We start from the raw sequence: 14,479 nt of genomic DNA on the forward strand, positions 1-14,479 counted from the left end.
ACTGTCAGCTGACGCACATCTGACCGCAGGATCAAGATGGATTCCGGCTTTCGCCGGAATGACGGGCGGAGTCCACCCCTGCCGTCTTTGGGCGGGTCCGCAATGAGCGGACGGCCTGTGTATCGAGCGGGTCCCGCGCTATTGAAGCGCCCGGCGTACGCGCCTCCGGTTGCCGGTAGTGTCCGATGATGGCGTGGCGGAACAGGATGTCGTCTTCCTGCGTGCCGGCGTTGATGTTGTGCAGGATCAGCGGCGTGCCGTCGTGGCTGCGGCGGTCGGAGACGATGCCGATGTGCAGCAGGCCGCTGCCGCCGAGTTTCCACGCCACGATGTCGCCGGGCGCGAAATCCCCCGCTGTGCGACCGATGGGCCGTTGCCATCCCTGCCGCTCGAACCAGTGCATCTGGTTGGGGACGCGGCGATGGTCGATATTGCGGTCGGGCCGGTCCAGACCCCACTGCTGCGGGTAGAGATGAAAGTGCGCGCGCATGTCCTCGTGGATCGCCTGCTGCAGGTCCAATCCCTGCGTGCGCAGCGCGCGGATCACCAAGTCGGTGCAAACACCCCGGTCGGCCGGCACGTCACCGCCCGGATACGACAGGCCGAAGTAAGCCGGGTCGTAGAGGCGGACTACGCCGATCTGTGCGCGCGCCGCAGCCACCAGCGCTGGAGAATCGACCGGAAGCCTGCGTGGCATTGTGACCGGCAGCGGCGCGGGTTCGCCGGCGGCAGGCGTTTCGTCGCGGCACGCCACAAGCATCAGCAGCAGGCACAGCGTCGATAGCCGCGCCAGCCGCATGCTCAGTCCTTCGGCAGTTCGCCCTTCGGCGGTGGCGGCACGTCGCGGCCCGGTACTTGCACCAGCCGGATATCGTCAGTATCCAACTGCAACGCGGTGAGCTTGCCGCCCCACACCGCGCCGGTGTCGATCGCATGCACGCCGTGCCCGATCATCAGCCCCAGTGTGGACCAGTGGCCGCAGACGATCTTCAGGTCGCGCTCGGCGCGGCCGGGCACTTCGTACCAGGGATACAGGCCCTGGGCCTGGCGGCCCGGCGCACCTTTCTCCTCGATCGCCATGCGTCCGCGGGGCGTGCAGTAGCGCATGCGGGTGAGGACGTTGATGATGGCGCGCGAACGGTCATGACCGGACAGGTGCGGTGCCCAGTTCGGCTTGTCGCCGTACATGTTGCGGAACAGCTTGCGGTAGGCGTTGCCGTGCAGCTGCTGCTCGACCTCACGCGCATGCTTCTCGGCCAGCGTGGTGGTCCACTTCGGCGCGAGACCGGCGTGCAGCATCATCCAGCCCAGGTCGCGGTCCACGTGCACCAGCTTCTGCAGGCGCAGCCAGTCCAGCAGCACGCGCGCATCGTCTGCCAGCACCACGCGCTGCAGATCGGGGTTGACCTTGCGCTGCTCGTCCGGCGAACGCTCGCCGATCGCGAGCAGGGACAGGTCGTGGTTGCCGAGTACGACGACGCTGTGCTCGCGCAGCGAATACACCAGCCGCAGCGTTTCCAGCGACTGTCCACCGCGGTTGACCAGGTCGCCGCAGAACCACAGCCGGTCCTGCGCCGGATCGAAGCGGATCTTCTCCAGCAGTCGCTGCGTGGCGTCGTAGCAGCCCTGGAGGTCGCCGATGGCCCAGACCGTCATCGCGGCGGGCTCAGTGCAGCGTCCGCGGAACGGACAGGGTGAACGTGGCGATGGGGGCGTCGAAGCGGGTGCCGTCGTCGGCCAGCATGTCGTAGCGGCCGCGCATGGTGCCCAGCGCGGTTTCCAGGATGGCACCGGACGTGTAACGGAAATCTTCGCCCGGTCTCAGCCAGGGTTGCTCGCCAACGACGCCCTCGCCTTCCACTTCCTCCACCTTGCCATTGGCATCGGTGATGACCCAGTGGCGGCGCAGCAGCTGCGCGGGCACGCGGCCGCGGTTGTGGATGCGGATGGTGTACGCGAACACGTAACGCCCGTCCTCGGGCGCGGACTGGTCGTCCAGGAAGCGCGTGGCGACATCGACGTCGATGGCGTAGTCGGGGGAATCCATGCGGGCAGTGTATTCAAACCCGGGTGAAAGCGGAAACCATCCGCCCCGTCTCAGGCAGCGGCCACCAGATTCGCCAGCCGGATGAAGTCTTCCACCGCGACCTGCTCGGCACGCGCATCCGGACGCACGCCGGCGGCTTCGATCTGCTCGCTGGTGCAGACATCCGACAGCGCATTACGCAGTGTCTTGCGGCGCTGGCCGAAGGCGGCGCGCACGACATGCTCGAAGCGCATCGGGTCGCGGATGCCGATGCTCGCGGGATCGCGCGGCACCAGACGGGCGACGGCGGAATCCACTTTCGGCGGCGGACGGAAGGCGCCCGGCGGCACCACGAACAGTGCATCCACCCTGCAGTACGCCTGCAGCATCACGCTGAGCCGGCCGTAGACCTTGCTGCCCGGCTCGGCAGCCATGCGGTCGACGACTTCCTTCTGCAGCATGAAGACCATGTCGGTGATCGCCGCCGCATGTTCGATGGCGTGGAACAGGATCGGCGAGGACAGGTTGTAGGGCAGGTTGCCGACCAGGCGCAGCTTGTCTTCGCCCGCGAGCTTGCCGAAGTCCACCGACAGCACGTCCTTGTGGATGATGGTCAATCGCCCGATGCCTTCCGATGCTTCCATCAATGGCGTGATCAGATCGCGATCGAACTCGATGGCGGTCAGCTCGCCATGCTTCTTCAGAAGCGGGAAGGTGATCGCGCCCTGGCCCGGGCCGATCTCGACCAGACGGTCGCCGGGCTGCGGGTTCACTGCCCTCACGATCTTGTCGATGTAGCTGCCGTCGGTCAGGAAGTGCTGGCCGAGGGACTTCTTGGGAGGAGCCTTGAAATGCGACATGGGCGGATTATGCGGGAACGCTCGCGTACTGCGTGGCGTCAGGCGCGGCCCGCGACGCGGTGGGCGGCCATCCGCGCGCAGGTAGCGACAGCTGCGAACAGGCTGGATGGGTCCGCGATGCCTTTGCCGGCCATGTCCAGTGCCGTGCCGTGGTCGACCGCCACGCGCGGATAGGGGAGCCCCAGGGTCAGGTTCACCGCCTGCTCGAACCCGCTGTACTTGAGCACGGGAAGGCCCTGGTCGTGGTACATCGCCATGACAGAATCAAACCCGCGCAGCTTCTGCGGCAGGAATGCGGTGTCGGCGGGCAACGGCCCTTCCAGGCGCATCCCTTGCGCACGCAGCGAGGCGAGTACGGGCTCGATCACCTCGATTTCCTCGCGTCCGAGGTGCCCGGCTTCGCCTGCGTGCGGGTTGAGTCCCAGTACGGCTATGACCGGATCATCGATACCGAAGTCCATGCGCAAGGATGCGTGGGTAATGCGCAGGATCTCTTCCAGCAGAAGCGGCGTGATCGCTCCGGCGACATCGCGCAGCGGCAGGTGGGTGGTCGCCAGCGCGACACGAACGATGTCGTTGGCGAGCATCATCACGACCTTGCAGCCGGCATGTTGCGCCAGCAGTTCGGTGGTCCCGCTGTAAGCGATCCCGCCGGCATTGATGGCCGCCTTGTGTACGGGGCCGGTCACAAGGCCGTCCAGCGATGCCTGGAGGCACTCATCGGCGGCCTGCGTCAACGCATCGATGACGGCGCGCGCATTGCGTGGGTCGGTGCGACCGAACACGTTAGGTGCCGCATTGGGCACCGCCCGCAGCCGCAGGTCACCCGGTTCGACGGCGACGACCGCTTCGTCGAGCAGCCGCAGCGGCAGATCGAGTGCGTCGGCCGCGGCGCGCAGTGTGCCGGGATCACCGAACGCGAGCAGAGTACAGTCACTGCGCGGGTGTTGCGCGAGCCGTACGCAGAGTTCGGGGCCGATGCCGCCCGGCTCGCCTGGTACCAGCGCCAGCCGCGGAATCACCTCAGCCGCCCGGCGTGGTCTCGGCGCGGTCGCCGCTGCGGAAGCTGACGTAGGCTTCGCCGCGCAGTTCCTGCAGGTAGCGGTTGTACTCGTCCTCGGCCTTGCGGCGGCCAATGGTGTCGCGGATCTGCGCGCGGCGGTTCTGGTCGGTCACATCCGTCTGGCGGCTGCCCACGCGCTGGACGATGTGCCAGCCGGCATCGGTGCGGAACGGTGTGCCGACCTGGCCGTCCTGCAGCGCCGTCACCTGTTGGCCGAAGGCCGGGCCGAACGCGTCGGCGGGGAACCAGCCCAGGTCGCCACCATCATCCCGGCTGTTCGCATCCTCGGTGGACTCCTTTGCCACGGCGACGAAGTCGGCACCGCCGGCGATGCGCGCACGCAAGGTGTCGATCTTGGCCTTGGCTGCTGCGGCGTCCTGGGTTTCGGTGATCCGCACCAGGATGTGCCGCGCGTTGTACTCGGTCACGCTGCGCTTTTCGGCCTGAGCGGCATCGCGCACTTCCACCAGCTTCAGCAGTTGGAAGCCACTGGGGCCGCGCAACGGGCCGACCGACTGGCCCGGCGACATGCCCTTCAGCATCTCCACGAAGGCGGTGGGAATCTCGTCGAGGCTGCGCCATCCAAGGTCGCCTCCTTCCAGTGCATTTGGGCTGTCGGAATAGCGGACGGCGGCGGCAGAAAAGTCCAGCTCACCCTTGTCGATCAACGCCTTGATGCCATCGATCTTGCCCTGGCCGGCGGTGATCTGCTCGGCGGTGGCACCGTCCGGCAGGCTGACGAGGATATGCGCCAGATGGTATTGCGCACCGCTGTTCGCCTGCATGGCCAGCGCGGCGTCGACTTCACCCTCGCTGACCTGCACGCGGCTCTGCGCGAAGCTTTGCTTCAAGCGCTGGATGGTGATCTCGTCGCGCATCGAGTTCCGGAACTCGGCGAACGACATGCCATCGGCTTCGAGCCGCTGGCGCAGACCATCCGGCGTGGTTCCGTTCTGTTGGGCCACGGCATTCACGGCGTTGTTGAGGTCGGCATCGCTGACGCGGACACCGGTTTCTGCGGCCCGTGCCACCTGCAACTTCACCAGCACCAGACGCTCCAGCACCTGGCGCTCCAGCACGGCGCGCGGAGGCAGCTGGCCAGGTTGATTGGCGTACTGGGCGAGGACGTTGCGGACGGCGCGGTCCAGTTCGCTCTGCAGGACGACGTCTTCGTTGACGACGGCGGCGATCCGGTCCAGCGGCTGCATTGTCTGCGCCGCCACGGGTGTTGCAGCTGCCGACAAGGCCAGCAGGCCGGCGATCAGGAGGTGGGAAAGAGGCTTGTTCATGGCATCGGATCCGGATCGTAGGTGTTGTCGTCCGAACGCGGCGCGATATTGCTCGGCGGGACGAGATAGAGGTCGTCTCGGTAGTAACCGAGAATAGCACGGCGCAGGGTGCGGTCCGTGTTCTGGCCCGCCGAACCTAGGCCCTTCAGGACGAATTCGACCTGGAAGCCGGTGTTCATGTCGCCCTCGCGATTGCGGACATAGCGGCGGACCAGCGCACGCACCGCGAGGCAACAGCTGTCCCATTGCACGCCCGCCACGCCTTCCAGCAGGCCGGGCTCCTGGTCGGTGGCGGCGTCGCGGTAGAAGGAGTGGTAGTAGCGACCCACTACGCTCCACGACGGCGTGACAGGATAGAGGAACGAAAAGTCGGCCTGTTCCAGCAGGTCGCGGCGACGGCGGTAGGTGATGTTGACCACGCCATCGTCAGGCAGCAGGTAGCGCGCACGGACGCTGGCAAGATCCTCGCGACGGAACTTCGGGTCCCACTGGTAGGAAGCGCCGATCGTCCACCGGTCGGTGGGCGCGTAGTTGGCGTCCACCACCCAGGCCGACTTGCCCTGTTCCAGCGGCACCTCGTTCGGTGCGGTCACGCGACTGTCGTCGAAGTAGCGGATCTGGCCGATGCTGGCCGACAGGCGCTCGAAGCCGTCCTTCTGCCGCAGCAGGCGCGTGCTCAGCGCCAGGGTCAATTGGTTGGCATCGGTCTGCCGGTCGGGACCGGTATAGCGGTTGTCCCGAAACAGCTGGCCATAGCTGAAATTGAACGGACGGGTATCGAAGATCGGCAGCCCTTCCTGCTCGCGGTACGGTGCGTTGAGGTAGAACAGGCGCGGTTCGAGCGTATGCAGGAAGCGGTCACCCTTGATCTCGGTCTCGCGGTCGAAATAGACACCCGCATCCAGCGAGCCGATCGGCAGGCTGCGGCTGGGCGATCGGTCGTAGAATTCCGCCACCATCGCGGGCGTCACTTGTGCAGCGGGCACGCCGTAAGCTTCGACGGCGCGATTGGTGGCGATCTGCTGCGCCAGATCAGCGTCAAGACGATACTCTGTGTGGCGATAGGCGAGCGTCGGCGTGATGTACCAGGATGCTCCCTGCAAAGGGAACGAGATGGTCGGCTTGATGTCGATGCGGCTGCCGCCGGGCTTCTCGTCGTGCTGGAATTTCACCGCTTCCGCGTGCCCACCCACGCTGATCCAGCTGCCCAGGGGCTGATTCCAGTTGAGGTAAGTGCGCGGCAGGCGGTTGTAGGGCAGTGAACGCTCGGTGCTCAGGTAATCGGCCAATTGCCAATGGTCCGCCATCAGGCCGGCAGTCCAATATTCACCAGACCCATAGATGCCTGCGGTGCTGGTAACCGACGAGTAGGCTTGGCCATACAGCGAGCTGCCGAAATCCTCCTGGTAGCGCGCGTCGCTCAGCCAGATCAGGTTGGCGCGTGCCTGCCAGTTGCGACTGAACCGGTGCGAGCCGGCGTACGAGAAATAGCCTCGACCGTCGTCCGGATCAGGGTTGTTTGGATTGAGTGGCTTGTAGTCCGCCTCATTCATCCGATCACGGACCAGGTCGTCCTTGTTCATCCATGTGCCCTGGATCTCGCCGCGGCCTTTTTCATACAGGTAGCGGAATTCCGCGCCCAACTGGAAGCCGCGCTCGCTCATGTAGCGCGGCTCCAGCGTCGCGTCGTAGTTCGGCGCCAGGTTGAGGTAGATCGGCTGCTTCCAGTCGAAGCCGTTGCGACCGGACAGGCCCACGGCCGGGTACAGCAGGCCGGTGTGGCGTTGGTCGTCGATGGGGAACTTCAGGTACGGCACGTACAGCACCGGCACCTTGCCCAGCCGGATCGTTGCCCCGCGCGCGACGCCCCAGCCGTCGTCGGTGTTGATGTCGATGCGCCGCGAGCGCAGCTCCCAGCGGCGGTCCTCGGGATCGCAGGTGGAGTAGGTGGAGTGCAGCAGGCTGCCTTCCGGCCCCTTCATGTCGATGCGGTCGGCGCCGCCGTTGCCGCGACGGGACACCAGCTGGTAGCGCACGTTGTCGATCTGGTGCGTATCGGCGCCCTGGTCGCCGCGGGCGCTGTCGGCGATCAGGCGGATGCCGGCATCCTGGTACCGGATGTGGCCGTCAGCGACGTAGGTGTCCTGCTCCTGGTCGTACTTCAGGTTGTCTGCGCCCAGGAACTGGTCGCCGCGGGTGAGGACGACCTCGCCGCTGTACTGGGGATTGGCCTCGGTGCCGGAGAGCTGGTCGCCCTCGATCGAGGTCGGTTGCTCGGCGCGCTGTTCCCGCGACGCCAGGGCGCTGCCCGCAGCCGGTGGCTGCGGCGCACCCCCGAATGTCGGGATCACATCCTGGATAGGACACAGCGCCCAGCTTTCGGGCTTTTCGTCAGCCGCCAGCGCGGGCAGGCACAGGGCAATGCTGAAGGGCAACGGGAGCAGGCGAAGGGCAGGGCGCACGCGGTGCTGGGCTCGCTGTCGAACGAAAAACGGTCGTTAGCTTGCCCCATCCCATGCATGCGGGCAATGAAGGCCTTCGGCCGATGTCGGGCGGGGTTCAGCGACAGGCCCGGGGCCTCAGCGCAGCGCGTCCAGGTGGGCCACTGCACACTCGCGGAGGGCATCCAGGTCATAGCCGCCCTCGAGCATCGAGATGATCCGCCCTCCGGCATGGCGCTGTGCCAGGGCGCGCAACTGCCGGGTCAGCCACCCGAAGTCTTCGGTCTCCAGCATCAGGTCCGCCAGCGGGTCGCGCATGTGCGCATCGAACCCTGCCGAGACCAGCAGCAACTGGGGCTTGAAGTCATCCAGCGCAGGCAGAAGCTCGTCCGCCCAGGTGTTCTGGAAACGGAAACCGCCACTCCCCGGTGGCAGCAACGCGTTGAACACGTTGCCCACCCCGCGCTCGTAGGGTGCGCCGCTGTGCGGGTAGATGCCCGATTCGTGGCTGCTGAAGTAGGCCACCCGCGGGTCGTCGTAGAAGATCGCCTGGGTGCCGTTGCCGTGGTGCACATCGAAGTCGATGACCGCCACGCGCTCCAGCCCGTGCTTGTCGCAGGCGTACGCGGCGGCCACGGCAATGTTGTTGAACAGGCAGAAGCCCATGGCGGCACCGCTGGTCGCGTGGTGGCCGGGGGGACGTACTGCGCAGAACACGGTCAGGTCCTCGCCATTCATTACGGCGTCCACCGCCGCCACGCCGGCGCCGGCGGCACGCAGGGCGGCGGCACGGGAAGCCGGGCACATCACCGTGTCCGGATCGAGCATGCGGTAGCCGGACACATCTGCTTCCAGAACCTCGCGCACGAGCGCCTCGTCGTGTACCCGGCGCAGGTCGCCCAGCTTCACCATCGGCGCCTCGCGCCAGTCGGCGTCGCCGTGGTGCAGCCGGAGCGCCTCGAGCACTACTTCGAGCCGCGCCGGCCGCTCCGGATGGTCTGGGCCGGGATCGTGCAGCAGGCAGGCGGGGTGGGTGAAGATGATCAAGGTGCCGGCGTTGCCCTCGACGGGGCGGGATCCGCCTCTCCGCTATGGAAGTCCGGCACCATTCTAAGCGCGGCGCCGGGTGCGCCGGCATCCGACCTTGGGGGAAGACGCCCGCTCAGGAATGGCGTCGCTCGTGCTTCCACAGCACTTCGCCCTGGCCGTCGGCCCGCGCGAGCACGCGGGCCAGCACGAACAGCAGGTCCGAAAGCCGGTTGAGGTAGCGGATCGCTTCCGGCCGCACCGCGTCGTGGCGGGCCAGGGTGACGGTTTCGCGTTCGGCGCGGCGCACGATGGTGCGGGCCAGGTGGCAGCGCGAAGCCGCCTCGCCACCGGCCGGTAGGATGAAATCCTTCAGCGGTGGCAGGTCGTCGTTGTAGTGGTCCAGTTGCCGTTCCAGCGCATCGACATCGTCGCCGGTGATGGCGGCATGGCCCGGGATGCACAGCTCGCCGCCCAGGTCGAACAACTGGTGCTGCACGGTGGTCAGCAGGACGCGGATGTCGTCGGCCACGCTGGGGACGGCCAGCAGCACGCCGATGGCGGAATTGGCTTCGTCCACCGTGCCGTAGGCGGTGACGCGCGCGGAGTCCTTGCCGACACGCGTGCCGTCGCCCAGCCCGGTGCTGCCGTCGTCGCCGGTGCGGGTGTAGATCTTCGAGAGGCGGTTGCCCATCGCGGTGCCGGTCCGGTCAGTCGGCGGTGCGGCCGTGCGGCCTAGCCAGGCGCACGACCTGCTCGACCATCACGTGCACGATGACCGCCAGGCCCACGTAGATGGCGGCCACGCGCAGGTAGGGCAGGTACCAGTCGCTGAAGTTCTTCCACCAGCCGGCCAGCGTCGGTTCGCTGACCACCGGGCTCAGCCAGTAGAAGCTGCCCTGGCTCAGCAGGTGGCAGACGGTGACCGAGGCCAGCAGGCTGCCGACCAGCAGCGCCAGCGTGCGGCCATGGTTCGCGGTCTGGTAGCGGCGCAGCAGCGCACCGCCAAGCCACAGCGCGCCGTAAGCCGGCAGCAGGAACCAGTACGCCGGCGACACGCAGTAGTGCGTCCAGAAGTTGATGCCCTGGCCGCTGATGACGATGTAGTCCACCACGACCGCTGCCGCCATGAACAACGGGAACGCCCAGCGCGACCAGGTGCGCAGGTAGTAGCCGCCGATGAAGAAGGCGGCCCAGCTGGCATCGGGCAACGGGCCGATATGGCCGAACGTGGTGGGCAGGTGCAGGCGGGTGAGGACCAGCAGGGCGGCGACCAGCGTCAGCACGAGGGCGCGTTGGAAAGTGGTGTTCATCGGCAGGGTTCCGGAGACTCAGCCCCGCATTCTACCGGAGCCTGCGTCCGGCAGGCCGCAGGACGGGGCCTGGAGACCGGGGCGGTATCATGGCCGCATGACAGAACGGCATGACGTGGTGATCGTGGGCGGCGGGCTGGTCGGTGCAAGCCTGGCCATCGCCCTGGACCGGCAGGGACTGGATGTGGCTCTGGTCGAAGCGACGCCTGCAGGCCAGATGCCTGCGGTGTTCGACCAGCGCAACCTGAGCTTCGCGGCGGCCACCGTCAATGCGCTGACCGTGCTCGGCGTGATGCAACAGCTGCGTGCGACGACCGGCCCGATCCGCCGCATCCACATCAGCCGCCAGGGCGATTTCGGTCGCGTGCAGCTCGATGCCGTGGACTATGGTCGCGAGGCTTTCGGGCAGGTGGTCGTGGCACGTGATTTCGGCGAGGCGCTGGAAGCGCGGCTCGACCAACTGGCGCGGCTGACGCGGTACCGGCCGGCGCGCTTTGTCGGGTTCGCGCCGGGCGATGCGGGAAGCCGCGTCCTGCGCATCGCCGATGCAGGCGGCGAGCGCGAACTGCGTGCGCGGCTGGTGGTGGCTGCCGATGGCACGCGCAGCGCCGTACGCGATGCGCTCGGCATCGGAGTGGACGAACACGACTACCTGCAGACCCTGTTCGTCGCCCGGGTGCGTGCCACGCGTGCGCCGGATGGCACGGCATACGAGCGTTTCGGTGATGCCGGTCCCACGGCATTGCTGCCGCGCGGCGATCGCCACTGGGGCGTGGTGCACGGCGTGGCACGCGCGGACGCCGACGCCGTTGCGGCGCTGGGTGAGGCTGCGTGGCTTGCGCGCCTGCAGCGCGAGGCAGGCTGGCGCATCGGCCGGCTGATCGGCAGCGGAGAGCGCAGTGGATACCCCATTGTGCGTGTCGTTGCGCAGCGCCTGGTCGCCGAGCGGGCAGTGGTACTGGGCAATGCCGCGCAGACGATCCACCCGATCGGCGCGCAGGGCTTCAATCTGGGCTTGCGCGATGCGCTGACGCTGGCCGAAGAGCTCACACGCAGCGACGATCCGGGCGATGCGGACAGCCTCGCGGCCTATGCGACGCGCCGGCAAGAAGACCGCGAACGCACGCTGGCGTTCTCCGACGGGCTGGCGCGGCTGACCGCCAACCCGTCGCCCTTGCTGAAGCCGTTACGCAGCCTGGGCCTGATGGCGGTGGATGCGCACGCTTCGCTGCAGTCATTCCTGGTAGGGGGTGCAATGGGGTTCCGCGGGGATGTGCCGGCGTTGTGCCGCGGGGAGTCCGTATGAAGCGGCGCGGACAGGTCGATGTAGTCGTCGTCGGTGGCGGCGTGGTCGGCGCGGCATGCGCCCTGGTGCTGGCGCGCGAGGGTTTGCAGGTGACGCTGGTCGAAGGCCGCGAGCCTCCACGCTGGTCGCAGGACCAGCCGGACCTGCGCGTGTACGCGTTCGCGCCCGACAATGCGGCGCTGCTGGATGAGGCCGGCGCATGGCGCGCGGTGCGCGATGCGCGCGCGCAGCCCTACCGGTGCATGCGGGTGTGGGATGCCGCCGGTGGCGGTGAACTCCAGTTCGATGCCGATGCCCTGGGGCGTTCGCAGTTGGGCTGGATTGTCGAGAATGCACTGCTGGTGGACCGGCTGTGGGCGGCCCTGCCGGCGGCGGGCGTGCGGGTGTGCTGTCCCGCCCGCGTGGACGCGATGGAGCAGGACGAAGCGGGCGTGACGTTGCGGCTGGACGATGGCGCGCGCGTCGACGCCAGGCTTGCGGTCGCCGCCGATGGCGCCGACTCCACGCTGCGCCGGCTCGCGGGCTTGGACGTCACCTCGCACGATTACGCGCAGCGTGGCGTCGTGGCCTTCGTGCGGACGCAGCGGCCGCACGAGGACACGGCCTGGCAGCGATTCCTGCCCACCGGTCCCTTGGCTTTCCTGCCCTTCACCGAAGGTCACAGCTCGATCGTCTGGACGCTCCCCGACGCGGAGGCCGCGCGCGTGCTGGCGCTCGACGATGAGGCGTTCGGCCATGAACTCGCGCTGGCGATGGGGGGGCAACTCGGCGAGGTGGTGGTGGCATCGGCGCGGGCGGCCTTCCCGCTGCGGCGGCAACTGGCGAAGGACTATGTCGCAGGCCGCGTGATCGTTGCCGGCGACGCGGCGCACGTGGTGCATCCCCTGGCCGGGCAGGGCGTCAACCTGGGTCTGCGTGACGTCGCGGCCTTGCGCGAAGGTATCCGTGACGCGTTGGCCCGGCATGCGGACTGGTCGGCGCCCCACCGGCTGGAACGATGGGCACGGCAGCGTCGCAGCGAGAACGCCACCGCCGCCCATGCCTTCGACGGCATCAACAAGGTGTTCTCGAACGATGAGATGCACCTGACCCTGGTGCGTGGGCCCTTGCTGGGCCTCGCGGGCAAGGTGCCACCGCTGGTGGACTTCCTCTGGCGGCACGCGGCAGGACAACGCACGCGCTGACGACGGGTATGCAGTGCATGCGGTAGCCTCGCCGTTCCCGGCCGGAGTATCCGCGATGAATCCTGCGCATCCCCCCCATGACCCTTCACGCCGCCGTGTGCTGGGCGGGCTTGGCGCCGCCGGCCTGGTCGGCATGTTGCCTGCCGCGCGTGCGAAAGATCGACGCCCACTCGGCGTCGCCCTGGTCGGCCTCGGCTACTACAGCCGCGACCTGCTCGCACCTGCGCTGCAGATGACGAAGCACTGCCGGTTGGCCGGCATCGTCACCGGTACGCCGGCCAAGGCGGAGGAATGGCAGCGTCGTCACCGCATTCCCGACCGTAACGTCTACGACTACGCGGGCTTCGACCGCATCGCGGACAACCCCGACATCGATGTCGTGTACATCGTCCTGCCGAACCACCTGCACAAGCCGTTCACCCTGCGCGCGGCGGCCGCGGGCAAGCACGTGTGGTGCGAGAAGCCGATGGCAATGGATGCCGCGGAGGCGCGCGCGATGATCGAGGCCTGCCGGCGCCATGGCGTGCAGCTGACGATCGGCTACCGCATGCAGCACGAACCCAACACGCAGGCGGTCATGGCATTGGCCCGGTCCCATCCGTTCGGGCGCCTGCAGCGGATCCGCGCGGAAGCCGGGTTCCGCGGATTCGACGGCGCGAGCGGCGACAACTGGCGCCTGGATCCCGTGCGTGGCGGCGGCGCGATGTACGACATGGGCGTGTACGCATTGAATGCCGCGCGCTATACCACCGGTACCGAGCCCGTCGCGGTGACGGCGACGCCGCATGTGGAGCGCGCCGACATCTTCCGTGGCGTCGACGAGTCGATGCGCTTCCGGCTCGAATTCCCCGATGGCGTCGTGGCCGATTGCGCGACCAGCTTCGGCCGCAACATAAACCTGCTGCACGCCGACTGCGCGGACGGATGGTACGAACTGTCACCGTTCCAGGCCTACGAAGGCGTTCGCGGCGAAGCCAGCGACGGGCGCCGGTTCGACGCGGTGATCGGCGCGACACCCGCCCAGCAGGCGAGGCAGATGGATGCCGACGCGCTGGCCATTCTGCAGCGCACGCCGCCGCGCGTGCCGGGCGAAGAGGGGTTGCGCGACATGGTGGTGCTGGACGCGATCTTCGCTTCGGCGCGCACCGGCGGCGCGCGAGTGGAGATTGCGGCGGCCTGAAACCCGTCAGCCGGGGATGAAGGGGAAGACGATCTTCAGCACGCCCTTCAATCCGCCCTCGGCGGTACTGGCAACGGCCTTGGCGCCGAGGCTGTTGAGCGCATTGCGCGCATCCTGCCAGCGCAGTTTGGTGAGGTCCTTCTTCAGCAGGTCGGCGACCTCTTCCGTCGCGGGCATCAGCTTCTTCAGCTCGGCCGTCACGGCAGCGGGGTCGGGTTGCAGGTAGCCCCAGCGTTCGGCAATGGCCAGCAGCGTATCGAAGCGCACCGCCACCACGTCGCGATTGCGTTCGTACACGGGCAGCGCACCCACCTCGAGGATGGCCTGTTCGAACTGCTGATGGTCGTCGGGATGCTCGATGCGGATGGCGAGGAAGCCTTCCTTTCGGCTGCGTTCGCTGACGTGCTTCGCACCCGATTTCAGGTTTGTCTCGGTCAATGCCGTCGCGACGATGCGTTGCAGGGCGGCATCGCGCTCCTCGGGTACCAGTGCCCGCCAGCGTGCGTAACCATCACGGCGCAGCGCCTTGATCTTGGCCGGCGTGACCCGCAGCTTGCCGGCGACGGTGAAATTGGATTCGTCGCGGCCGATGGTGCCGTCGCGTTCCAGCAGTACGAAGATCAGCAGTTCAAGGTCGCGCTTGGTCAGCGACTGGAAGCCCTGCAGCAGGGTCAGGCGCAGGAACTCGTTGCCGAAACCGGCGGGGTCCTTGAGTTCGATCGGCAGCATCGCAGGTCTCCATGTCAGGGAGGCATCTTGCCACGCCGGGATGTCAGTGCCTGAGACGTCCG

General features: G+C 67.7%; 13 protein-coding genes and 1 pseudogene. 3 read left to right on the forward strand and 11 right to left on the reverse strand.

The genetic code is table 11. The features are described from left to right. Window positions 1-166: 166 nt before the first annotated feature. The 10 genes and pseudogenes from FB548_RS16165 to FB548_RS16210 all read right to left on the reverse strand — a co-directional run. Window positions 167-799, reverse strand: a pseudogene (locus FB548_RS16165) (DUF1287 domain-containing protein); the annotation flags it as partial. A 2-nt stretch (window positions 800-801) separates the two neighbouring features. Further along, on the reverse strand, window positions 802-1,656 hold the full coding sequence (locus tag FB548_RS16170; RefSeq protein WP_142125815.1) for a symmetrical bis(5'-nucleosyl)-tetraphosphatase: 855 nt from the start codon (window positions 1,654-1,656) through the stop codon (window positions 802-804). Between the two features lie 10 nt (window positions 1,657-1,666). Beyond that, complete coding sequence (gene apaG, locus FB548_RS16175) at window positions 1,667-2,047, reverse strand: Co2+/Mg2+ efflux protein ApaG (RefSeq protein WP_142125816.1); 381 nt, start codon at window positions 2,045-2,047, stop codon at window positions 1,667-1,669. Window positions 2,048-2,097: 50 nt separating this feature from the next. Beyond that, window positions 2,098-2,886 carry a 16S rRNA (adenine(1518)-N(6)/adenine(1519)-N(6))-dimethyltransferase RsmA gene (rsmA, locus tag FB548_RS16180; protein WP_142125817.1) on the reverse strand — a complete coding sequence of 263 codons (789 nt, stop codon included), beginning with the start codon at window positions 2,884-2,886 and terminating at the stop codon, window positions 2,098-2,100. Window positions 2,887-2,924: 38 nt separating this feature from the next. Further along, the gene (pdxA, locus tag FB548_RS16185; RefSeq protein ID WP_142125818.1) at window positions 2,925-3,908 is read right to left on the reverse strand and encodes a 4-hydroxythreonine-4-phosphate dehydrogenase PdxA; all 984 of its coding nucleotides are present in this window, start codon (window positions 3,906-3,908) and stop codon (window positions 2,925-2,927) included. A 1-nt stretch (window position 3,909) separates the two neighbouring features. Next, complete coding sequence (locus FB548_RS16190) at window positions 3,910-5,238, reverse strand: peptidylprolyl isomerase (RefSeq protein WP_142125819.1); 1,329 nt, start codon at window positions 5,236-5,238, stop codon at window positions 3,910-3,912. Further along, window positions 5,235-7,700 (reverse strand): LPS assembly protein LptD, encoded by a 2,466-nt coding sequence (gene lptD, locus FB548_RS16195; RefSeq protein ID WP_142125820.1) that lies wholly within the window; start codon window positions 7,698-7,700, stop codon window positions 5,235-5,237. Before lptD ends, FB548_RS16190 begins: the two co-directional genes overlap by 4 nt. A 117-nt stretch (window positions 7,701-7,817) precedes the next feature. Next, window positions 7,818-8,726 (reverse strand): histone deacetylase family protein, encoded by a 909-nt coding sequence (locus FB548_RS16200; RefSeq protein ID WP_142125821.1) that lies wholly within the window; start codon window positions 8,724-8,726, stop codon window positions 7,818-7,820. Between the two features lie 115 nt (window positions 8,727-8,841). Further along, the gene (locus FB548_RS16205) at window positions 8,842-9,399 is read right to left on the reverse strand and encodes a cob(I)yrinic acid a,c-diamide adenosyltransferase (protein ID WP_142125822.1); all 558 of its coding nucleotides are present in this window, start codon (window positions 9,397-9,399) and stop codon (window positions 8,842-8,844) included. Between the two features lie 16 nt (window positions 9,400-9,415). Then, on the reverse strand, window positions 9,416-10,018 hold the full coding sequence (locus tag FB548_RS16210) for a hypothetical protein (protein WP_142125823.1): 603 nt from the start codon (window positions 10,016-10,018) through the stop codon (window positions 9,416-9,418). Between the two features lie 97 nt (window positions 10,019-10,115). Between FB548_RS16210 and ubiH the strand changes: the two genes are divergently transcribed. From ubiH to FB548_RS16225, 3 genes are read left to right on the forward strand one after another with little or no spacing between them, the layout of a single operon-like run. Next, a complete protein-coding gene (gene ubiH, locus FB548_RS16215) occupies window positions 10,116-11,324 on the forward strand; it encodes a 2-octaprenyl-6-methoxyphenyl hydroxylase (RefSeq protein WP_142125824.1) in 1,209 nt (402 codons plus the stop codon). Then, window positions 11,321-12,508: a UbiH/UbiF family hydroxylase gene (locus tag FB548_RS16220; RefSeq protein ID WP_142125825.1), complete on the forward strand. Its 1,188-nt coding sequence runs from the start codon at window positions 11,321-11,323 to the stop codon at window positions 12,506-12,508. The genes ubiH and FB548_RS16220 overlap by 4 nt, the downstream gene beginning before the upstream one ends. A gap of 55 nt (window positions 12,509-12,563) precedes the next feature. Beyond that, window positions 12,564-13,688 carry a Gfo/Idh/MocA family oxidoreductase gene (locus FB548_RS16225; protein ID WP_142125826.1) on the forward strand — a complete coding sequence of 375 codons (1,125 nt, stop codon included), beginning with the start codon at window positions 12,564-12,566 and terminating at the stop codon, window positions 13,686-13,688. 6 nt (window positions 13,689-13,694) lie between these two features. Here FB548_RS16225 and FB548_RS16230 read toward each other — a convergent pair whose 3' ends face one another. Then, on the reverse strand, window positions 13,695-14,417 hold the full coding sequence (locus FB548_RS16230) for a hypothetical protein (protein ID WP_142125827.1): 723 nt from the start codon (window positions 14,415-14,417) through the stop codon (window positions 13,695-13,697). Window positions 14,418-14,479: the final 62 nt, after the last annotated feature.

It is taken from the genome of Pseudoxanthomonas sp. 3HH-4, from assembly GCF_006716465.1.
Taxonomy (GTDB): domain Bacteria; phylum Pseudomonadota; class Gammaproteobacteria; order Xanthomonadales; family Xanthomonadaceae; genus Pseudoxanthomonas_A.